This is a genomic window from Segetibacter sp. 3557_3, from assembly GCF_004354985.1.
Classification (GTDB): Bacteria; Bacteroidota; Bacteroidia; order Chitinophagales; family Chitinophagaceae; genus Segetibacter.
Genome location: NZ_SMSK01000001.1, coordinates 462,974 through 485,241, shown reverse-complemented (window position 1 = coordinate 485,241; position 22,268 = coordinate 462,974). Strand labels below are relative to the sequence as shown.

Sequence of the window (22,268 nt, the reverse complement as noted above, 5' to 3'; positions counted from 1 at the left end):
AAATGATAAAAAAAGTTATCTGTATTGATGATGACCAGATCACGCTGACACTTTGTGACCTGGTAATTAAAAAAGCAAAATTTGCAGACGCCGTTGCAACATCCAAACACGGCAAAGAAGGATTGAATTATTTTTCTGCTTTCTTCCAGAAGAAGGATAAAATTGAAATCAGTGAAGCACCCCAACTTATTTTTCTTGACCTTAACATGCCGGTGATGAACGGTTGGGATTTCCTGGAGGAATACCTCATGAAATACGCCGACCGGCTTCCGGATGTAAAGGTTGTAATTATCTCATCCACCGTTAATCCCGAAGACTTTTCCAGAGCCAACCGTTATGATATTGTCATCGACTTTATCAGCAAACCCCTGACGGTAGAAGGGCTTGAGGACCTGATGCAAAACGACCATTTAAGCCATTACTTTACCCCCGATCCTACCGATACAAATTAACTCAGCCTTTTTTATTAAACCTCATTTAGTCGGGGCTGAACTAGAATCCGAATGACCGCTTGAGACAAGGCCATTGAAACGGCATGTTATAGCCCGTTTGATAATTGCACAAGTATACGCGCGAAAGCGTATTTTTAACGATGTATTTCACGAGGTAAAAGCAAACTTCTTCGCCTTTATGATAACATCGCCTTTGTACAAGCTGATCTATTTTGATGAGTTCTCAGCTACCCCAAAATACCAGCAACTTGCAAATTCAATCATCAAGGCTATCGAGTCGGCAAAGTTGCAGGTTGACGACGTGCTTCCCTCGATAAACGAGTTAAGTTTCCAATTTGAAATTTCACGTGATACCGCCGAAAAAGGTTATAAATACCTGAAGAAGATTGGGATCATCGGTTCGGTTCCGGGCAAAGGTTATTACATTAAAAGCACTGATGTAGACCGGAAAATCAAAATCTTTTTGCTCTTCAACAAGCTCAGTGCGCACAAGAAGATTATCTACGACTCATTTGTGGGTACCCTCGGCGATGCCGCCACAATCGACTTCTACATCTATAACAACGACTTTTCCCTATTCAAAAAACTGCTGCTAAACTGCAAGGAGGATTACCAGTACTTCGTAATCATTCCGCATTTTATGGATGGTACGGAAAACGCACATCGGGTCATCAACACCATTCCGAAAGAAAAACTGATCCTGCTTGATAAAATGGTGCCTGGTGTTACCGGGAATTACGGTGCCGTATATGAAAATTTTGAAAAAGATATTTACAATGCACTCGAAGAAGCCCTGCCACAATTAAGTAAATACCATACCGTAAACATGATCCTTCCGGAATATACCTACCATCCGAATGAGATCATTACTGGCTTTAAACGCTTTTGCCAGGAGTATGCCTTCAATTACAAAATTGTACACAACATTAATAAAGAGGTCATCAAAAAAGGTGAAGTGTACATCAATCTTATGGAAGATGACCTGGTGATATTGATTGAGAAGATTATGGGGCACGAGTGGCAGGTAGGAAAAGATGTTGGCGTGATCTCTTATAATGAAACCGCACTTAAGAAAATTATTCTTAACGGGATCACTACTATTTCCACCGACTTCCAGATGATCGGCGAAAAAGCCGCGGAGCTGATTTTAAATAAGTCATCGGAGCATATTGAGGCGCGCTTCTACCTGACCCTCCGCAATTCTTTGTAGATGTAACCCACAAAGTTTACAACCGACCGTGACCAAAAGATTAAGCCTGCCGCAGGTCAAGGTTCATATCCTCGGAACTAAAACTGAATGGCAGTAACATACTTGCCCGTTCAATTACATGAACCTTTCCTTCACGTCCACCCAGGATTATACGTATAGGTTGCCCTGTTCTTGACTCATGTTCGGCCAACGATTGGCGGCACATTCCACATGGACAGATCGGGTGATTGCTTTTTCCATTCTGGTTGTTGTAAGTCACCGCCATTGTTGCTATCGGTTCGTTGGGGTACAACGAAGACGCAGTGGATAATAGCACTCTTTCTGCACAAATGCCCACCGGGTAGCTTGCATTTTCCTGGTTAGTTCCCCTAACCATCTTCCCATTTTGTAACAAAGCCGCGGCGCCCACCTGGAAGTTTGAATAAGGCGCATAGGCAGTTTTTGTAGCATCCATTGCAGCATTCAAAATGTCTGCATCAGCAGTATCCAGCTCACTTATGCTGTCGTATACCTTGAATGAAAATCTGTATTCCTCTTGTTTCATAAGCTCGATCGATAATGTATGTTGACGAGATGGGGGTTATTCCTAATTACCCGTTCCCACAACGTCTTCTAAAATGTGTGTTGTTCATGGTGTTCTGTCTGTCAGCCAGGAAAAGACATCCTGGTTTGTTGCAATCTTGAATTGTTTTGAACTGCGAACACCACCGTTGTTTTTTCGCTCCTGAAAAGTCCATGTATAACACCAACAGAACACAGACAAAAAATCCCTCCGGAAAAAGGGATTTGTATCTGCAATGAAATTAAGTTATTTGATGCTCTTAAACAAACGGTTCCATCTGGGTCCGTTTTGCCAGCTAAACCATATCAGTGAGGCTTTGCCCACGACATGTGTTTCAGGAACAAATCCCCAATAACGACTATCCTGGCTTCTATGCCTGTTATCTCCCATCATCCAATAATAATTATACTTAAAGGTATAAGTTGTTGTTTCCGTTCCATTGATGAAGTATTTGCCACCTTTTTCTTCCAGTTCGTTGTGTTCGTATACACTGATCAGCCTTCGGTATATCGACATGTTTTGGGGCGTAAGCTGAACCGTGCTGTTTTTTTGCGGGATCATTATTGGCCCATAATTATCTGCCGTCCAGTTATAGTTGCCACGGTCATACGGGAACAGACGGTCATCGGGCATATCCAATAAGTATGGTCGTATGCTTTTGAAGTTCGGTTGTTTTTTTACCTTCTCCACATCCTCGGGCGAAAGGTTCATAATGTAGGAGTCCTTTTGCTTATCATAAATGCCAATCGCCTGGTCATCGGGGTTGTTCACATCAATCATCAACTCATCTTTCAGATACTCTTCGGTATAAGGCTGGCCGTTTGTTTCTACGATGTAGTCGCTTTGTGAAGCGGGTGGAATGAAGCCCGGTTGGTTGTTGATAAAGAGCTGTCCACCCTTGACTTGCAACACGTCGCCACCAACGCCAACGCATCGCTTAATGTAGTTGTCTGTTTTATCCATTGGATGGACCAGGATAGGATACTCCGCCATAAGTGCTTCCCGGTTGCCGTTATACCGCACCCGCAACACATCATAATATGGATCCTTGGAACCAAATTCAGGAAGGTTAATAATCGTATCGCCAGCTGGAAAATTGAAGACCACAACATCGTTACGTTTGACATCCCCAAAACCGGGAACGCGTCTGTAATCAAGCTGTATAAGCTTCGTATAGGACGGTGTTGTTGTACTGCCCGGCATGATATTATGCACGAAAGGAAATGACAACGGGGTCTGCGGGATACGCGGACCATAGCTCATTTTATTTACAAACAGGAAGTCGTTGATCAGGAGCGTTTTTTCCATGCTTCCCGTAGGGATCGTGTACGCTTCAAACACGAATGTCCTGATAATGGTTGCGGCAACGACGGCGAATACACCGGCATCGATCCACTCCCGGGAGGCTGGTTTGATGTATCTTCTAAATCCTTCATGCCCGATGTAACGCACCTGCTTAGATGAGGCGATGTAGGGAAGATAAATGAATGGGATAAACGTTGTGGCAGCGTGATCAGGTAACGTAACCTTACCAAAATGCATAACAAAAATAATGGTGATCCAGATGGTTACGAATTGTCCGGCTATCGGGATTAATTGCAGCCAAAACCAGATTTTGCGAATGTGCGTTTTCTCAACAATGATCCAGGTATTGTAAAAAGGGATGAGTGCTTTCCAGGGTTCTATCCCAGCTTTTTTAAATAATCCATACATGCCGATGTGCCAACCGATGATATAGATTATAAAAATGATCCATCCCATAATAACTGTTTAGATGGGGGCAAATGTACCATTATAATGCATTGTGCAAAGTACTGCTAGCCAAAAGATTCATAAATTAAAAGGTTAAAAATTGGGGCTAAATATCGCAGGGAGCAACTATAAGTGTAAATTTCATTTTTCAAATTTTTACGCACGCCAATGAACCATTTCAGCATAAAAGACATCGAAAATCTTTGTGGTATTAAGGCCCATACGCTGCGTATCTGGGAGCAACGCTACCCGATGTTTACCACCAAACGCAAAGACAGCAACCATCGTATTTACGACAATGACGATCTGAAATACCTGCTCCGCATCTCCTATCTCTACCACCAGGGCCTGAAGATTTCTAAAATTGCGGCATTAAATCCTGAAGACGTTAAAGAAAAGGCGCTTGCCATACTTACACCAAAAACGAGTTACGAACACTATATCAATGCCTTTACCGAAGCATCAATTGACTTTGACTCGGAGCTATTTGACGAAACTTACCGGGCCTGCGTAAGCCTGTTGGGAATCGAGGAAACGGTTGTTAAAGTGATCTACCCCTACCTGCAGAAAATCGGGTTGCTTTGGATGACGGATCATGTGATCCCGGCCAATGAGCACTTTACCAGCAACCTCATGATGCGCAAGCTTATAGCTGCTATTGATGGGGTGAAAGTGCCTAAAAAAACAAATGCCCGCAAGATACTGTTGTTTGCACCCGCTGGTGAGCAACACGAAATTCCACTGCTCTTTATGCATTACCTATATAAGCAAAACGGGGATGATGTGGTTTATTATGGACCTAACATGAATCTTAGCGAGATAAAGTTATACATCGAACAGCGGCCCATAACCTACCTGCATTTCCATGCAATCACGCAACTCTCAGCTCTGAATGTAGATCAGGTTATCTGTTTGCTACTTCAAAATTATCCCGGTAAAAAGGTCGTGGTATCCGGCCCAAAAGCCGCTGAGGCCGGGAAACACGAAAATACTTCCCTGCTTCTGTCGCTTGAAGATCTTATGGCATTTTGCAAGGCTTGATGGTGATGGTTTGAAGTCAATAATGCTAAAGATGTTTTATTATTGTTGCAGGAGAAGGAACTCTGCAGTTTACCTGGTAGCTATCGCGGCATTACATAACTATTTACGTCTTCAACCCCGATTGATTTACCCGATAGAATTACCAGCCTTTCAACTACGTTTCTCAGTTCCCTAATATTGCCCGTCCAATCGTGCTCCTGTAAAGCCTCTATCGCCTTTTGGTCAATTGGTTTTACGGCCTGGCCATAGTCTTCCGCAATATCTTTCAGAAACTGATCGACCAGCAGCGGAATATCTTCTCTTCGGTCGTTTAAAGACGGAACATGAATTAAGATCACGCCGAGGCGATGATAAAGGTCGAGCCGAAATGATTTTTCATCCACTTCTTTCAATAGGTCCTTGTTCGTTGCTGTTACTACCCTTACGTCAACCTGTATCTCTTTGTCGCCGCCCACCCTCGTAATTTTTCCCTCCTGGAGCGCGCGTAGTACTTTCGCCTGGGCACTTAAACTCATATCGCCTATTTCATCAAGGAATAGCGTTCCGCCATTCGCCTGTTCAAATTTTCCAATTCTTTGTTTAATGGCCGAGGTAAAAGAACCCTTTTCATGTCCAAACAGTTCACTTTCGATTAGCTCACCGGGAATTGCCGCACAGTTAACTTCAACCAAAGGTCCATCAACACGGTTGCTTTTTTCGTGTATCCAACGTGCCACCAGCTCCTTACCGCTTCCATTTTCACCGGTGATCATCACCCTTGCTTCAGTTGGTGCTACCTTATCGATGGTAGCCTTTATTTTGTTGATCGCTTCGCTTGTGCCAATCATTTCCTGCACTTTGCTAACTCTTCTTTTGAGTGTCTTCGTTTCCTTGACGAGTTTCGTGCGCTCGATTGCATTTCTGATCGTTACCAGCAGGCGGTTCAAATCAGGAGGTTTTGAAATAAAATCGTAGGCACCTTTTTTCACAGCTTCAACTGCCGTTTCTATATTGCCATGCCCACTGATCATGATTATCGGAACATCAGGGTTGTGCTCGGTTGCTTTGGCTAGAAATTCAAGTCCGTCAAGCTTTGGCATTTTAATGTCGCACAACACTACATCATATGCATTTGCCTGGAACTTTTTCAATCCTTCTTCCCCATCTCCTGCCTCTTCAACTTTAAAATTTTCGTAACCAAGTATCTCAGTCAGCGTTTTCCGGATTGCCCGTTCATCATCAATTATCAGTATGGTAGCCATTGCAAATATTTAGGGCTGCTAAGTTAGGGCTAAATCACGCATATAAACTTAACCGGCTCCCGCGCCAGAGATGTCTGCTGCGGGTAAAAGTTTTCTCAGGAAATTGATAGAATCAAGTTGAGGTCAACTAATTCATACCTTTAAAATTGTTATAGAATATTATTGTTTCACAGATCGCTATAAAAAACTACTGGCGTAACATTTGCGTCCGGTTATAACTATGCTACGCCGATATTTATCCGTTTTCAAAACCCAGCTCTTCCTGATTATACTGATAATTGCGCTGGTAATCATTAGCACCCTTACAAAAGGCAAAACCGCTACCACCTTTAGTATCCTGGCCGGTATCGCAATGATTCTGGAAGGGATCGCGTTTTTTATCTGGATCATTAAAACTCCTGCACGTAAAAGCAAGGACGAGGTAAGTTAATCCGGCAGATTGCCCGGCATACATCAGCGGGACTTGGCGAAACTTGCAATGTTTGTTTTATACCCTCAGCGGTTGAGCTTTTGGGGGCCCTGACTCGCTAGTGGTTGTTGATAGGGTTCGGGCATGAACTGCTACCTGAAAGGATCGCGATTGTTATGTTTGGATAACCAGTTTCCCTAAAATGTCAGAAAACAAAAATCCCGGCTCCAGGCCGGGATCAGGTAAGCTATTACAAGCTAATTATTTTTTCAGGTACATAACTTCTTTAACGAGCTTAACGGTGCGTGGTACGTCAGGCAGGTAACCAAGTACAAGATTCGGCGCATAGTGCATTGGAGCATCTGCACTCGTGATCCGGCGTATCGGGGCATCAAGATAGTCAAATGCTTCTTTTTGTATGCGGTAGGTTATCTCTGAACTAACGGAGGCAAATGGCCATTGCTCTTCAACAATCACCAAACGATTTGTCTTTTTCACACTTTCAACTATCGTCTGCCAATCAAGTGGACGAATCGTCCTAAGGTCAATAACCTCAGCGCTGATTCCTTCTTTCTGCAACTCCTCTGCCGCACCAAGTGCAACCTTCATCATCTTATTAAACGATACAATGGTTACATCTGTGCCTGGCCTTTTTATATCTGCTTTACCAATGGGTATGTAATATTCCTCCTCAGGCACCTCACCCTTCTCACCATACATTACCTCGCTTTCCATAAACACTACAGGGTCGTTATCGATAATGGCACTTTTTAAAAGTCCCTTTGCATCGTACGGGTTGGAAACAGAGATTACTTTCAGACCAGGAATATTTGCATAAAGGCTTTCGAAAGCGGTAGAGTGTTGTGCACCCAACTGACCAGCGCTACCATTTGCACCGCGAAATACAATGGGGCAGCCTACCTGGCCACCACTCATTGCAAGCATCTTGCTCGCAGTATTCAAAATCTGGTCAAGAGCAAGCACCGCAAAGTTCCACGTCATATATTCAACGATAGGACGAAGACCGTTTTGTGCGGCCCCAACCGCAATAGCTGTAAATCCCAATTCTGCAATTGGCGTATCAATCACCCTTTTTGGACCGAACTCCGCCAACATACCCTGGCTTACCTTATAAGCTCCATTGTATTCAGCCACTTCCTCCCCCATCAAAAATACCCTGTCGTCCTTTCTCATTTCCTCGTTCATGGCTTCACGAAGCGCCTCTCTGAAAGCAATTTGTCGCATATTATTATTTGGAATTTTCAGTTTTGCAAGTGAGTGCCGGCTGGCAGAAACAGGCGCAAAAATATACGTTTATGATTTACAAAACCCAAATCAACCAAAAATCTCAAAAACTTGAAAACCCTGTTTTACATAGTTGTTAGCATGGCATTTTGCTTTAGAAAATATTGTATCCAAAACTCAGGTAATAAAGACCGCCAATTTCGGGGTTGCCGAAAGCATTTCTGTAATACTGGTTAAACAGGTTTGTGGCGCCAAGCTTAACAATTGACTTTGTTTGCGGGAACTTATAACTAACCTGTCCATCAAAAGTCATAAATGCAGGCACATAACCTGAACCAAAATCACCCTGGAAATTCACCCCGTCCTGGTAGCGCCAGGTAACATTAAAGCCTACACGTTTTTGCGCAAACATACCCGTGTTGCCAAAACTAATGTTCGAGCGGTATTTTGGCGCATTGTAGTAGGCAATGAACCCAGTGGGTACATTTTTGATTTCGTCGGAATACAGGTTGGCGTTAATCGTAAAGTTGCGGGGAAGAAGATACTCCACTGATGCTCCCCAACCCTGGGTGTTCACCTTGGATGTGCTGTTTACTGAAACAGAGAACAGGTTTGGTGTACTAAGTCCTGGTACAGTACCATCCTTCGACTGGGCCACTGCTATTCTTCCAAGAAAGTTTTCATACTTGGTACGGTAGGCGTACACGTCTATCAGCAGCTTATTCCTGATCAGGCCCTTATACCCCACTTCATACGATTGAGCAGACTCAGGTTTGTACTCCGGGAACTGCTGCACCTGCAGGTCGGCAGCGTTGCGGGTAACGGAAAAACGCGAAAAACTTTCCAGCGTGTAAACCGGGTTGCCGGCGAAATTATAGAACTCTTTCAACTGGGGTACTCCACCTATCAACCGAACACCTCCGGCAACCACCAGGTTGATCCATTGGTTTTGGGTAGACGGAAAACGATATGCGGTTTGGTACGAAAGGCGAACATTGTGGTCCTTTGCAGCAGTAATTACCGCAGAGAAACGTGGGGTAAACCGACCCTTAAAGTTGCTCTGTTTGTCGTAGCGGCCAGATGCTGAAAGCTTCATCCGCTCGTTCAGGATCCTCTTGGACACCTGTGCGTATGCGCCCACTTCGTTGATCCTTATGCGACCCGCTGTATCTGCAAACAGGGTTCCTTCGGAGTTAAGAACGTATTGTTTGTAATCTGCGCCCACCAGTACTTCTGCAGATTTTACCGCATCCGTCAGGTTATATTGGCCCTCGGTCATATAGAGGCTTGATTTATCCAGGAAGAGACCTCCACCTTGCGAAATCGGTTTGGAGCTAACTGCTTTTAATATGTCTTTGAATTGTTGTGTACCGGGCACTGGCATGCCCTGGTCAGCATTGGTCCGGGCAGCTGCAAGAATAGCACTTCGGTTTGCGGTTACCCCTGCTGGTGCAGCGGCTTGCGCAGAGGCCAGCGCTTGGGTTGGTGACTCGCCACGCCCCAAAGCGGCAGCATATGCCGCGCCAAGTGCCTGTCCATACGCTTGTGCCGCTCCCGCTGCAAGACCTTGTATGAATTGAGGATACCAGGCTGTTGCACTTGGTTTCCATGCTTCATTGAATAAACGGGTAGTTACGGTAGCGTTAAAAGACTCTCCTGCATCCTCCTGGGTAGTATAGGCTCTTACAAACCAGTTTTTGTTTGTTACTTCCAGCTTGTACTGCCCAATTTTTACCCCCTTCAACGAATAGCGGTCGCTACCGGTATAAACGGTACTTCCGTATCCGAAATAGCCGACAAGCGAAGCCTCTATACCCGGGGTTATTTTATAATGAAGTGCCGCATGCAGTTTTACGTTTAAGGTAGTTGGGTCTACCACATCTGACTCTTTGTAACCAGTCCGGGATACATCCAAACGTCCGCCGGTAAATGCTGCAAGAGCTGCTGCTGTGGGTATAGGAACATTATTACCGGGTAAGGGCACAACACCAAGAACCGGGGTTGTTGTTGGTAGATTTTGTAAGGCTGGTTGGAGGTTTGCTGTCGTCTCGTCGCCATAAACGTTCACCCCATCATAATTAGGATCGCTGTTTCGGTCGCCCTCTTTAAGCGTACCTACTGATCTGTCGGCCCCGGTCAGGTAGTTTCTATAGTCGTTGCCTACCCAGTCTTTTGTTTGTGTTAAGCTCCCGCCCACTTTAAAGGCAAACTTGTCAGAAACTTGTTTTGCCCAACGAAGCGTCCAGTCGTAAAAAGGTGAAGGTCGGCGTTGGTAGTTATCTACATGAAGTACACCTTGTTTAACCTGGAAGCTTAAACCCTGGTATTTGAAGGGATTTTTGCTGTTGATAAGAAGGGTTCCGTTCATCCCGCCGGGGCCGTACAATGCTGAAGAAGCGCCGCTGAGTAGCTCAAGGCTTTCAACGTCAAGCTCGGTTACGCCCGAAAGTGTACCCACTGCGAAGTTCAAACCAGGCGCCTGGTTGTCCATTCCATCAACAAGCTGGTTTAACCTCAGGTTTCCGCTGGTATTAAACCCGCGTGTACTCGGTGTTTTAAACAAGAGACTTGCGGTAACGAGGTCAACCCCTTTCAGGTTGCCAATTACATCGTAATAAGTCGAAGCTGGCGAATTGCGTATGGCTGCGGCGTTTACCCGTTCGATGGAGACTGGTGATTCGAGGATGCGTTCGGGAGTTCTGGAAGCAGAGACAGTTACTTCCTGCGCAAGTCCGGCAACGTCCAGCGAAACATCAATCGTTTGTGATGAGCTGCTTACTACTATGTCTTGCGAGGCATAGCCCACGTATGAAACGGTTATTGTCAACGGCAATTTCGCAGCAGTGGTTATTTTGAAATTTCCCTTTTCGTCAGAAGAGGTGCCCTGCCCTGTTCCTTTTACCAGGATTGTTACACCTGTCAGGGGCTCGTTTGTGCGGCTGCTTTTAACAGAGCCGTTGACCGTGGTGCTTTGAGCAATTGTTTGAAGGGAAAACAGAAGTGCTACGAGTAGCGCTAAATAACTGTAACTGTTTTTCATAATGGCTGTTTTTGGGTTGTTTGAGTGAACAAAATAGGCAATGTTAAATTTACCTGAAAATATATTTAAGGTGGAATAATACAACCCCTGTTACCGGGCCCTAACACCTGTATTTAAAATCAATTGCACCTCGAAGATGAAGGCACTCAAGCCTGTATCTGCACTAGCTGTCCCTTCATTATTCTTGTTATTATGCTTCAGAAAAATTCGTGGGTAGAGCATGCAAATAGTCATTGCAATTTTTGGAACATGGAAGAAGCAGCAATAAATTTCGGGTGCGCTCTTCAATAAATCCCCTGCTCTGGTATTAACCTCGAAACTTTCAACTTTATTTGCTTTCTTTTTAAAAATCCATCGCATGTCTTCTTTTACATTTCCCGGTCAGCAGCGTTTCTATAGCGGCAAAGTACGCGACGTATATTACCTGGAAAACAACATCCTGGTGATGGTCGCCAGCGACCGGATCTCGGCATTTGATGTTATTCTTCCCAGGCCAATACCCTTTAAGGGCCAGGTGCTAAACCAGGTTGCAACGTATATGCTCGAACGAACCCGCGACATTTGTCCAAACTGGCTCCTGGATACACCCGCACCGAATACTGCGGTAGGGAAAAGATGTGATCCATTTAAAATTGAAATGGTTGTCCGCGGCAACCTCACCGGTCATGCCTGGCGTACCTATAGCTCCGGTAAAAGAAGTTTATGTGGGGTTGCCATGGAAGACGGTATGCGGGAAAACGACTTTTTCGCGCAACCGATTATTACACCAAGTACCAAGGCCGACGTTGGTCACGATGAAGACATCAGCAAAAACGAGATTATCGCCAAAGGTTTAGCCTCGGCCCAGGAGTACGCACAGCTCGAAGCATATGCGCTGGAGTTGTTTACACGCGGAAGACAGTTGGCCAAAGAACGCGGACTTATACTTGTTGATACAAAATATGAATTTGGAAAAATAGGTGATACCATATACCTCATGGACGAAATACATACCCCTGACTCGTCCAGGTACTTCTATGCCGATGGATTTGAAGGCAGGCTCGCTGCGGGCGAACCTCAAAAGCAACTCAGTAAAGAGTTTGTAAGAGAATGGCTGATTGCAAATAATTTTATGGGCAAAGACGGTCAGCAAGTGCCTGAAATGACCGAGCCATGGGTGCAAACCATCAGCCGCAGGTATATTGAACTATATGAAGTGCTGATCGGCGAACCGTTTAAGCCGGAGCAGCTTAGCCAGGAGGAGACTTACAATCGTATTATCCAGTCCCTGGAACAACTATCCGGTAACGCCTGATCCCCAATCTGAGTAACACGTTTAGCTAACCCTTCCCTGCTCTGGCATTTGTTCCCTTAGAACATACGCGGGGCCAGCCGTTGTAATTACCACAAACAACAGGTACTCCGCGGGTTATATCCACAACCGTAGTGATATTTTTTTCGGAACACTTGCAAGTGTGAAAACTCTTTTTCATTTTAGCGCTGCCATGTACAATGAATGATCATGGCAGGAATTTGCTGAAATCCTTAAAAGTAGGCCCGCCAGGCAGAAAACGGTCAAGAGTATGCATCCTACAATATGAAAACGTTGAGGCACCTTTTGCTCGTCTTTACAATTGGTTTGCTTGTTAGCTGTGCCGGCCTGAAATACAGTGCGTCGGCTTACAATGATGATATTGCCATCAAGGAGATAGCGGTTGCACTTATTAAGAAGTCAAACGAACCCTATGCTATGCATGCTGCCGAAATTGATGCATTAAAAGCATCTGTAATACGTGCTGCTGAAAACGAGAAAATGCGCAAGGGCAACAGCAGCACAGTAGCCATGTGGAACCAGGTGATGACTGGGAAAGGTAACCTTTTCGACTTGCTGGACACCTGGAAATCAGGCAATCAACTTTCCCCCGAGATGGCGACCCAGGCTTCTACCCAAATTGAATTGCTGTTAAATAACATCGCAGATCTCGAAAGTAAAAAACGTAAAACGTAGTTGTAAGCCACATAACAATTAATTAAGACAGCTCACTAGTACTTCTATTACCCTCTTTAATAAACTCAGGTATGGCTAATTACACCCCAATATTAAAAGAAATGGAACTGGAAATTGCCACGCTGGCCCAGGCAATGGTCACCAAGTATAAACAAGAAGCTATCGAAGATGGCAGGAAGATGCTTTTAACCATTAAGGATGACCTGGTTAGATGGATGGCATTACTTAACCAGGGTGATTTAAAAACAGCCGAATTTGAATGGCTCATCAACAGTGATAAGGAATTGGTTAAAATGACTGCACTCAAGCGAGCAGGACTTGCGCAGATAAGGGCGGAACAGTTCGGTGTAGGGGTACTGAACGTCATCGCCAACACTGCGATCAACGCCCTTGCCAAAGAGCCTGCGGTGGCCTAAGCCATAGGTGCAAATTCGCCCCGAGTCACTTATCGAAAATATCACTGGCAGACCGGCGCGCCGGCCGGTTGCAACAGACGTTGTCTTAAATGAGAGGACTGGTATCAAAAGCAACATTTGAGTACCAAATCAGCCTGCCTGTTCAATTAAGGTTATTGCTGTCGCCTTAACAACTTACCTGGTCATACAACCAACCCGGGACTTTTTTTGTTGTAACTGTATGCAACTCTATATAAGCGTACTTATATTTTTAATGTCCCCTGTTCTGTTTAATTGTGGTACTCCCTCGCAAATCCCTGCTTCTAAAACACTTGCTGATACGGGTTATACTTACCGTAGTGGCTCACCGGATGGAATAGGTAAGTTTTATTTTGGCCGCGAAATAGCACATGTTATGGGTGCTTCAGGTGCAGCCTGGCTCGAGCGTGATGAGCGGCAGGCGGAGGAAAATACTTTAATGGCAATCGATAGCATGAAATTGCTGCCCAACACAAATGTCGCGGACATCGGGGCAGGAACGGGATACTACACGTTTAAGATGGCGGAAAGGGTACCCGCCGGATTGGTTTACGCCGTGGAGATCCAGGATGAGATGATCAGGTATCTCAGCGAAACCAGCAGCAAGCGCAAGAGCAACAATGTAAAAATCGTAAAAGGAAGTACGACGGTTACAAACCTGCCTGCCAATAGCCTCGACCTGGCCATAATGGTTGATGTCTATCATGAACTGGAATTTCCAGCTGAAGTACTGCAATCAATTTCAAACGCGCTTACCTCTAACGGCAAGCTCCTACTTATAGAATACCGGGGCGAAGACAGGTCGATACCAATAAAAGCACTTCATAAAACCAGCGTGGCGCAATTGGACAAGGAACTTGGAGCAAATGGTTTTCAGTTAGCCTACAAGGGCGACTTCCTCCCTATTCAACACTTCCTGGTTTACCAGAAAAGATCACGTAATTAATCCTGTTTTCTTAGTCAGGTTTCCATATCAGGGCTGCACCATGCGCATCTCCTTAACAAAATACCATGTGCTATACAAAGCAGTTGAATACCCCGATATGGTCAATTGCATACAAGTGTTTGAGTCGTTCTATTGTTAACGATCCCACAATCAGTCGTAATTATTGTGCCTGCTGCAAACCAGGAGATGTGGAGCCAAAACGATGTTGACCTTCAACACGCTTGCAATAATTCATGCGGCGCTAAAGGGCCACAAGGTTTAGAAAGTCGTTACAACTTTGGAACCCCATTTGCTTTTACCTTTGCACACTCAAATGAAATACGAAAAAGAAATCAACAGGCGGAAAACTTTTGCAATTATCAGCCACCCGGATGCCGGTAAAACAACCCTTACCGAAAAGTTCCTTTTGTTTGGCGGAGCCATCCAAACTGCAGGTGCTGTCAAAAGCAATAAGATAAAAAAGCACGCGACCAGCGATTTTATGGAAATCGAGCGACAAAGAGGTATCTCGGTCGCAACTTCTGTAATGAGCTTCGAGTACCGCGACATGTTGATTAACCTGCTGGATACCCCCGGGCACAAAGACTTTGCAGAAGATACCTATCGAACACTCACCGCGGTAGACAGTGTCGTGTTGGTGATCGACAGCGTAAATGGTGTAGAAGAACAAACCCGTCGGCTGATGGAAGTTTGCCGTATGCGCGATACTCCTGTTATTGTATTTGTAAATAAAATGGACCGGGATGGCAAAAATCGGTTTGACCTCCTTGAAGAGATCGAAAAGGAATTACACATATCACTTCACCCGATGACCTGGCCGATTAATAACGGTAAAGATTTCAAGGGTGTTTACAACCTGCACAATAAAAGCCTCGTGCTTTTTGCTGCAAATACCAAAGCAAGCGACGAAACAGTTGTGTCCATCGACGACCTTACAAGTGCGATACTCGACGAAAAGATTGGCCAAAGAGATGCTGAACAGTTGCGCGAAGACGTAGAACTGATCGATGGGGTTTACGGAAACCTGAACGAAGCTGATTACCTGAGTGGAAAGATAGCACCCGTATTCTTTGGGAGTGCGGTAAACAACTTCGGTGTAAAGGAATTGTTGGACACGTTCATTGAGATTGCTCCTACCCCACGCGACCGGCAAACAAGTTTACGCGCCGTAAGTGTAGCCGAACCCAAGTTCAGCGGCTTTATATTTAAAATCCACGCGAATCTCGATCCTAAGCACCGCGACAGGATAGCATTCCTTCGGGTTTGTAGCGGCAAGTTTGAGCGCAATAAATATTTTCACCACGTTCGTATCGATAAAGACGTGCGTTTCAGTGCGCCTTATTCTTTCCTTGCCCGTGAGAAAGAGGTTGTGGATGAGGCCTTTCCCGGCGATGTTGTTGGACTATTCGATACGGGCAACTTCAAAATAGGTGATACGTTAACAGAGGGCGAAGCGTTTTATTTTACCGGTATTCCTACGTTTTCACCTGAAATTTTTAAGGAGGTTGTGAACAAGGACCCGATGAAAACGAAGCAGTTGGAAAAAGGATTGATCCAATTGACTGATGAAGGCGTGGCGCAACTCTTCACCCAGTTTGGTGGCAATAAAAAGATTATCGGCTGTGTGGGTGAACTACAGTTCGAGGTCATTCAATACCGCCTGCTGCACGAATATGGTGCCTCTGTTCAATTCAACAGCCTTCCCTTCTACAAAGCATGTTGGCTCACCTCGAAGGACCAAAAGAAGCTGGAAGATTTTGCCCGGTTTAAACAGGCAAATATTGGTGAAGACAAGGATGGCAACATGGTTTACCTCGCGCAAAGCGAATGGTTCTTAAATACCGAAAAGACCAACAATCCGGATATCGAGTTCCACTACTCGAGCGAAATACACAAGTAAAGGTGAACTTGCGTTAAGATAGACTGATGTTGTTGAGGTGTGGTAGGTTCAATCCTGCTGGGGTAGTCCGGCCTCCCGGGTATGACTAATTCAACCTAAATGTTTAGCTGCAATTAGTACTTTCTTCAACGAACATTTACACGTGTTAGGTTTTTTTGTGACCAGCATGGGGACCTATATTGGACTCCGGTTGTGTCACTCCCTTGTACTTTGAGGAACGCTATTCGGCAACTTCCGTGTAAGGAGGTGAACAGTCTTAATCTTTAAAAAGCAGGAAAAGGTTATTGGTATACGATAATCCCAGCCATTGATCGTGTATTAACAAGACTAACTTAAAGTTTTAGTCCCCCCTATGCTACTGTTTTTGAAAGTCGTAAAGGGTTGCTGTAAAAAGTGCGCGTTCTTTCTTTTTAAAAACTACGTCAAAGTAGCCTTTATACCGCAGCACTTTGGGCACCCAAAGATCCTGCACTTTCTCCAGTTGAACTTCCATTTGAACGTCAAAGTCGTACACACCCGCATTGTAGCTTAAAGTATAATTTCGACCTATGATTTCATAATTTTTTGCGTTGAACCAGGTGGTCATTTCATCTATAACAACATCACCACGCTGACCCGAGCTTAAATCCTGGCGTGGTGTTATGGAAAACACATAACAAAGGTTTCCCATGTAGTCTTTGCGGTCGATCTTAAAATCGTAAAGAGCAGCTACGTCCTCATCGAACAAGGCAACCTTGTTGCCGATGAAAGGAATTCCCGGAATCCGTTTACCCGGGTTAAAAAATAATTGCTTGAGTTGTTCCTTGTGTTTTTCAATCCCACTTTTTCCCTTTGTTGAAAAACCAACCCCTTTTACGATATTGTTTTCGCCGCATACTGTGCCCCGGGTAAAAAACAGGTTAGCGTATAACTCCGCCGTGGTATAGTTATAATTTCCTCGTTTATCGTAGAAGTCACCCGTTGATTTCTCCTCCAATACCTGCATGGATCTGCAGCCATCAACATAGGTTTGCCTGGTCTTACTGTCTAATCCTGCCTGTGGCTTGCCCCTTTTATCGAGCAGCTCGATATGGTTAAGCGAGGTAAAGCTCAATACCCGAAGGTTACGAAAGGCTTTGTAAAAAGTAGTGTCGTTTTTTACGTATTCAATAAAAGAGGCAATGTTGAAGTTGTTCCGTACAACCACCTCGCTAAGTTGAAACGACTGGTTTTTATAGATAACGGTCGTGTCCTGGGCAAAAGAGCAGAGCCGAAAGCATAACAGGAAAGCTAGTACTATTACTAACTTGTTCATTTAGCGAAACTCATCTTATAGTCAACTTTGATTTTCCCTTTACTGATGTCGTTGAGTTTTCTTTGCAGCAGTTTACGCTTCAAAGGCTTGATATAGTCTATAAAAAGTTTACCATCGATATGGTCGTATTCGTGCAGTATGATACGTGCAGTTATGCCGGTGAAACGTTCGGTATAGGTGGCAAATGCTTCGTCGAGGTATTGTAACGTTACAGACTCCTGCCTGCTAACATCTTCCCTGATTTTTGGAATACTGAGGCATCCTTCATTATAAGCCCATTGCTCGCCTTCAGTCTCCAGGATGTGTGCGTTAATAAAAACTCTTTTCACCCCCGGATCATCGGGATACTTGCCCTCATCTTCCTCATCAAGGTTTTTAAAAACCTGCTCGCTATCGATTACAAATAACCGGATGTCGCGATTGATCTGCGGAGCTGCAAGACCCACACCATTACTTGCGTACATGGTCTCCCACATGTCACTAATCAGTTTTTGTAGGTTTGGGTAGTCTGGGGTGATATCCTGGCTAACCTTCCTTAATATGGGGGCACCATATGCCACTATCGGTAAAATCATGTGTTATCAGTTCTGTGCTGCAGTGAATAAAAAGCTACAAATATATAGAAAGCCAAAGTTTATAATGATGAGGGGTTGTTAAGATACTCCTGTAACATGATGGTTGCAGCAATCTCATCTACCAGATTTTTGTTTTGCCGGTCTTTTTTCTTCATCCCGCTTTGTACCATACTTTGTACCGCCATTTTCGAAGTAAATCGTTCATCTACCTTTACGATAGGTATGGTGGGAAAGACCTTTTTGAACCTGTTTATAAATGCTTGCACAAGGGGGGTCGCATGCGTATCGCTGTTATCGAAGTTCAAAGGATGCCCGATGATCACCAGTTCCACAGGCTCCTGCCTGAAGTAATTGGACAGGTAGCTTTCCAGGTCTTTTGTATGAATACCTGTTAAACCGCTGGCGATCATTTTAAACGGGTCCGTTACCGCAAGGCCGGTCCTTTTTGCGCCGTAGTCGATGGATAAGATCCTGGGCAATGATGTTGTGTTTAGATTTGTTTCGAAAACTGGTTTGCCAGATTGTAGTTCACTGCTCTGCAATTTGTCACGTGCGGATACTGTGCATCAATTGTCGGGTTGATTGAGCCTGGGCCTGAGCCTTTTTTTAGATTTGTTGAATATCATAATCCCATTTGCCTGGCCCTCCCGCAACCCTTTTTGTTCTTCTGCCGGTAAATGGTATACCGTCTGACACTCCGCGGTACAACACCCATCGAACTTATCCCTACAAGCCTTGCATTGTATAAACAGCAAGTGACAGGCATCATTCCGGCAATTGGTATGGGTGTCGGCCGGTTGCCCACACTGGTGGCATTTGGCAATTACGTGTTCGGTGATACGCTCGCCCAGCCTATCATCGAAAACGAAGTTTTTGCCGATAAACTTCGTTTCAAGCTGTTGCTCTTTCACCTGTGAAGCATAATTAATGATCCCTCCTTCAAGGTGATAAACGTTGCTAAAGCCATTATGCAGCATATAGGCACTTGCTTTCTCGCACCGGATCCCGCCTGTGCAATACATAATGATGTTCTTGTCTTTCTGGTCCTTAAGCATATTTACGGCCATTGGCAGTTGTTCCCGGAAGGTATCAGAGGGTATCTCAATGGCATTTTCAAAGTGGCCGACCTCGTATTCATAGTGGTTCCGCATATCCACCACGATTGTGGCAGGGTCAGTCATAAGGCCGTTGATCTCTGCTGCGTTAACATATTTGCCCTTGTTCTCCATATTGAAAGATGGATCGGTAATGCCATCAGCAACGATTTTATCACGGACTTTAATTTTAAGCACCCAAAACGACTTGCCATCATCGTCGACCGCTACATTGAGCCGGGTATTGTTAAGGAATTCGATGGCATACAAAGTTTCCCGGAATGCCTGGAAATTTACAGCGGGAACGCTCACCTGGGCATTTATGCCTTCATGCGCCACATAGATTCTGCCGAACACGCCAAGCGGCGAAAGTTGCTTGTATAATTCATCCCTGAAAGCAGGTGGATTCTCAATTGGATGGTACTTATAAAAACTGATCGTAGTTCGCGGTTCAGTTTCCGCCATAAGGCGTTCTTTGAGTTCCTTCTGTGAAACCCGGTTGTGAAGTAAAGCCATAAGATTGATTTCAGCTATTCGCTAAAGACCCTGACGGACCAGAGCAAATATTCCATTTAGTACGGACCCACTTGCAGGGTGGGCAAAATTGGTTGCAAAGATAATAAAGCGCCTACTGAAGAATACCTTAAAGTGCTGTTCAACTTTAAGTGAAAATTAAGAGCGATGCTGACGTGCAATTTTTGATTGCTGTTATCCGTTGTTACATTTGCCAATCTCTCTTTTCACAGCCAAATTTTTATATGAAACGGTACTTCTCTGAGAAAAATGCACTTACTGTAATGACAAGTGTATTTTGCCTGGTTATGACATTAAAGGCGATCATCTTTACGCAATCACTTTGGGAGGCTGTTGCCTTCGGTCTGGCTTTCAGTTTTTCTGTTGAAATCATTTGTCACCGCGCCAAAGAATCCAGGTAATACCTGCAGGTTCTTAACCGGTTATGCTTTCTTATTGATGCGATTTCACGCATAGCTTGATAGTTAAAAAGCAGCGTTCGTTGAAGTGGAGCGGTCTGTTAACTTCACGTATGATTAACAGGCACTTTTGCTCCTTCTTGCTAATTCTTTTTTCCGTAGTTGCCCGGGCACAGGTTTGTACAAATCTTGGCCAAAACCCAACTACAGCATTCCCCGTCTGCGGATCTTCAACTTTTACCCAAACGAATGTGCCCATTTGTGGGCAGCGCGCAATACCTACACGATGTGTAGGACCGATTTTCCAGGATAAAAATCCATACTGGTATAAGTTTACGTGTTTCAGTGCGGGAACACTTGGCTTTGTAATCACTCCCAATAACCTCAACGACGATTACGACTGGCAGCTTTTCGATGTAACGGGAAAGGACCCCAACCTGGTTTATAGTGATAACACCATGTTCGTTGCTTGTAACTGGTCAGGTGAGAGCGGGAGAACAGGCGCGTCTGCGGCTGGCAATTCACTTGTTGTTTGTGAAGGTACAGGTCGGCCACTTTTTAGTTCCATGCCTTCGTTGCAGGTGAACCACAACTACCTTCTTTTAGTAAGCCATTTCACCAACACGCAAAGCGGGTACTCACTCCAATTCTCAGGTGGTACGGCCAGCATAACGGATAGCACCACCGGGAAGCTTCAATCTGCAGTTCCAAATTGTGGTGGATCCCAACTTAGGGTACAGCTTTCGAAAAAAATGAAGTGCAATAGTCTTGCTGCGGATGGCTCTGATTTTACCATCACGACTGCTACCGGTGCTATTTTATCAGCATCCGGATTAAACTGTACTGCAGGTTTCGACATGGACTCACTCGTAATTAATTTTGCCAACCCGCTTCCTCCCGGCAATTACACCTTAGCAGTTAAAACTGGCACCGATGGAAACACGATACTCGATAATTGCAATATCGGTATAGCCCCCGGTAATTCGGTTAATTTTCTCATTACTCCGCCACAACCTACAGCATTCGATAGCATTAGAACAGTGGGTTGTGCACCTGCAGAGTTACAGGTCGTCTTTAAAAAGATGGTACGCTGTAATTCAATTGCAACGGATGGCAGCGATTTTACCCTTAGTGGCTTAAGTGGGGTAAGGGTCGTTTCAGCAAGCGTTAACTGCGCCAATAACCTTGGCAACCTGGTTACGCTAAAGTTGTCGGCGCCCATCAGTACGGCTGGCATACACAGGGTTACGCTAAATGCTGGTTCCGACGGCAATACTATTATTGATGAGTGCGGCCAACAGACCCCGGCAGGCGCTACAGTGCAAATCGTAACATCCGACACGGTTTCGGCCCGGTTCAGCTATGTTGTAAATTACGGATGCACAACCGATACCATAGCCCTCAGCCATCCGGGGCCATCCAACCTCACCTGGAAATGGAACTATTCCGGTGGAACATCGCTACAGCAAAACCTGGCTTATGTAGCACGGACGTCTTCACCACAGGTAGTCCGGTTAGCGGTTTCCAATGGTGTTTGCAGCGATAGTTCTTCTGTGACTATACCGCTTGATGTTAAACTAAAGGCTGCCATTGCAGGACCGTCATTGGCCTGCCCCGAAGACGTATCTACTTTTCGCGATACCAGTCTAGGCAAAATCCGCTCCTGGCTATGGGATTTCGGCAACGGTACCAGCAGCAATCAACAAAACCCTCCGGGCCTGCGCTTCCCCCAGGTAACCAGAAGCACAAATTACCGGGTACGACTTACTGTTCAGAACGAGCATAATTGCATAGACACCACCTCCATGATTGTTACCGTATTGAGCAACTGCTACATCGCAGTGCCTACGGCATTTTCTCCCAATGGCGACGGTTTGAATGATCATCTTTTTCCGTTAAACGCCTTTAAAGCCACAAACCTGACTTTTCGGGTATTCAACAGGTTGGGTCAGCTGCTCTTCGAAACCAGGGACTTCAACAGCAAATGGGACGGCTCTTTCCGTGGTGTACCCCAGGGAACAGGCACGTATGTTTGGACACTAACCTACACCCACCTCGATACGGGTGAGCACTTCTCTTTAAAGGGGACTTCAGTGCTTCTCCGTTGATGACGCATTTTCATTTGCCCACCACCGGACCGGATAATAAAATATA

20 protein-coding genes are annotated in these 22,268 nt (G+C 45.0%); 11 read left to right on the top strand and 9 right to left on the bottom strand.

The genetic code is table 11. The annotated features are described in order from the left end of the window. The first annotated feature begins 2 nt into the window (after positions 1-2). Together EXU57_RS01700 and EXU57_RS01695 are read left to right on the top strand one after the other, a co-directional pair. Complete coding sequence (locus tag EXU57_RS01700) at positions 3-452, top strand: response regulator (RefSeq protein ID WP_133266426.1); 450 nt, start codon at positions 3-5, stop codon at positions 450-452. Between the two features lie 178 nt (positions 453-630). Then, positions 631-1,662, top strand: a complete 1,032-nt coding sequence (locus EXU57_RS01695) for a GntR family transcriptional regulator (protein ID WP_133266425.1) — start codon at positions 631-633, stop codon at positions 1,660-1,662. Positions 1,663-1,702: 40 nt separating this feature from the next. Here the strand turns inward: EXU57_RS01695 and EXU57_RS01690 are convergent, their stop codons facing one another. Both EXU57_RS01690 and lepB read right to left on the bottom strand, forming a co-directional pair. Beyond that, positions 1,703-2,206, bottom strand: a complete 504-nt coding sequence (locus EXU57_RS01690; protein WP_133266424.1) for a cytidine deaminase — start codon at positions 2,204-2,206, stop codon at positions 1,703-1,705. A gap of 264 nt (positions 2,207-2,470) precedes the next feature. Further along, entirely contained in the window at positions 2,471-3,985 is a 1,515-nt protein-coding gene (lepB, locus tag EXU57_RS01685) for a signal peptidase I (RefSeq protein ID WP_133266423.1), read from the bottom strand. A 159-nt stretch (positions 3,986-4,144) separates the two neighbouring features. Between lepB and EXU57_RS01680 the strand changes: the two genes are divergently transcribed. Continuing rightward, positions 4,145-5,017 carry a MerR family transcriptional regulator gene (locus EXU57_RS01680; RefSeq protein WP_133266422.1) on the top strand — a complete coding sequence of 291 codons (873 nt, stop codon included), beginning with the start codon at positions 4,145-4,147 and terminating at the stop codon, positions 5,015-5,017. A gap of 80 nt (positions 5,018-5,097) precedes the next feature. Here EXU57_RS01680 and EXU57_RS01675 read toward each other — a convergent pair whose 3' ends face one another. Next, positions 5,098-6,258: a sigma-54-dependent transcriptional regulator gene (locus EXU57_RS01675; RefSeq protein ID WP_133266421.1), complete on the bottom strand. Its 1,161-nt coding sequence runs from the start codon at positions 6,256-6,258 to the stop codon at positions 5,098-5,100. Positions 6,259-6,478: 220 nt separating this feature from the next. Here EXU57_RS01675 and EXU57_RS01670 point away from each other — a divergent pair, with 220 nt between their 5' ends. Next, positions 6,479-6,688: a hypothetical protein gene (locus EXU57_RS01670; protein WP_133266420.1), complete on the top strand. Its 210-nt coding sequence runs from the start codon at positions 6,479-6,481 to the stop codon at positions 6,686-6,688. Positions 6,689-6,928: 240 nt separating this feature from the next. On the opposite strand, the gene EXU57_RS01665 is transcribed toward EXU57_RS01670, so the two are convergent. Continuing rightward, complete coding sequence (locus tag EXU57_RS01665; protein ID WP_262708541.1) at positions 6,929-7,927, bottom strand: pyruvate dehydrogenase complex E1 component subunit beta; 999 nt, start codon at positions 7,925-7,927, stop codon at positions 6,929-6,931. A 139-nt stretch (positions 7,928-8,066) separates the two neighbouring features. Next, entirely contained in the window at positions 8,067-10,952 is a 2,886-nt protein-coding gene (locus tag EXU57_RS01660; protein ID WP_133266418.1) for a TonB-dependent receptor, read from the bottom strand. Between the two features lie 358 nt (positions 10,953-11,310). Here EXU57_RS01660 and EXU57_RS01655 point away from each other — a divergent pair, with 358 nt between their 5' ends. From EXU57_RS01655 to EXU57_RS01635, 5 genes are all read left to right on the top strand, one after another. After that, on the top strand, positions 11,311-12,246 hold the full coding sequence (locus EXU57_RS01655) for a phosphoribosylaminoimidazolesuccinocarboxamide synthase (protein WP_133266417.1): 936 nt from the start codon (positions 11,311-11,313) through the stop codon (positions 12,244-12,246). 282 nt (positions 12,247-12,528) lie between these two features. After that, positions 12,529-12,939: a hypothetical protein gene (locus tag EXU57_RS01650; protein WP_133266416.1), complete on the top strand. Its 411-nt coding sequence runs from the start codon at positions 12,529-12,531 to the stop codon at positions 12,937-12,939. A gap of 71 nt (positions 12,940-13,010) precedes the next feature. After that, complete coding sequence (locus EXU57_RS01645) at positions 13,011-13,355, top strand: hypothetical protein (RefSeq protein WP_133266415.1); 345 nt, start codon at positions 13,011-13,013, stop codon at positions 13,353-13,355. Positions 13,356-13,608: 253 nt separating this feature from the next. Beyond that, positions 13,609-14,319, top strand: coding sequence for a class I SAM-dependent methyltransferase (locus tag EXU57_RS01640; RefSeq protein WP_207955358.1), 711 nt, complete (start codon positions 13,609-13,611; stop codon positions 14,317-14,319). A gap of 313 nt (positions 14,320-14,632) precedes the next feature. Next, on the top strand, positions 14,633-16,219 hold the full coding sequence (locus EXU57_RS01635) for a peptide chain release factor 3 (protein ID WP_133266413.1): 1,587 nt from the start codon (positions 14,633-14,635) through the stop codon (positions 16,217-16,219). 355 nt (positions 16,220-16,574) lie between these two features. Here EXU57_RS01635 and EXU57_RS01630 read toward each other — a convergent pair whose 3' ends face one another. The 4 genes from EXU57_RS01630 to EXU57_RS01615 form a co-directional block, all read right to left on the bottom strand. Further along, positions 16,575-17,513, bottom strand: coding sequence for a hypothetical protein (locus EXU57_RS01630; protein WP_133266412.1), 939 nt, complete (start codon positions 17,511-17,513; stop codon positions 16,575-16,577). Next, positions 17,510-18,088 (bottom strand): peptide deformylase, encoded by a 579-nt coding sequence (gene def, locus EXU57_RS01625; RefSeq protein WP_133266411.1) that lies wholly within the window; start codon positions 18,086-18,088, stop codon positions 17,510-17,512. Before def ends, EXU57_RS01630 begins: the two co-directional genes overlap by 4 nt. A 59-nt stretch (positions 18,089-18,147) precedes the next feature. Further along, on the bottom strand, positions 18,148-18,567 hold the full coding sequence (ruvX, locus tag EXU57_RS01620) for a Holliday junction resolvase RuvX (RefSeq protein ID WP_133266410.1): 420 nt from the start codon (positions 18,565-18,567) through the stop codon (positions 18,148-18,150). A gap of 87 nt (positions 18,568-18,654) precedes the next feature. After that, a complete protein-coding gene (locus EXU57_RS01615) occupies positions 18,655-19,698 on the bottom strand; it encodes a rhodanese-related sulfurtransferase (protein WP_133266409.1) in 1,044 nt (347 codons plus the stop codon). 242 nt (positions 19,699-19,940) lie between these two features. Between EXU57_RS01615 and EXU57_RS24940 the strand changes: the two genes are divergently transcribed. Both EXU57_RS24940 and EXU57_RS01610 read left to right on the top strand, forming a co-directional pair. After that, positions 19,941-20,117 carry a hypothetical protein gene (locus tag EXU57_RS24940; protein WP_165957995.1) on the top strand — a complete coding sequence of 59 codons (177 nt, stop codon included), beginning with the start codon at positions 19,941-19,943 and terminating at the stop codon, positions 20,115-20,117. Positions 20,118-20,227: 110 nt separating this feature from the next. Next, the gene (locus tag EXU57_RS01610; RefSeq protein ID WP_133266408.1) at positions 20,228-22,222 is read left to right on the top strand and encodes a gliding motility-associated C-terminal domain-containing protein; all 1,995 of its coding nucleotides are present in this window, start codon (positions 20,228-20,230) and stop codon (positions 22,220-22,222) included. Positions 22,223-22,268 lie beyond the last annotated feature (46 nt).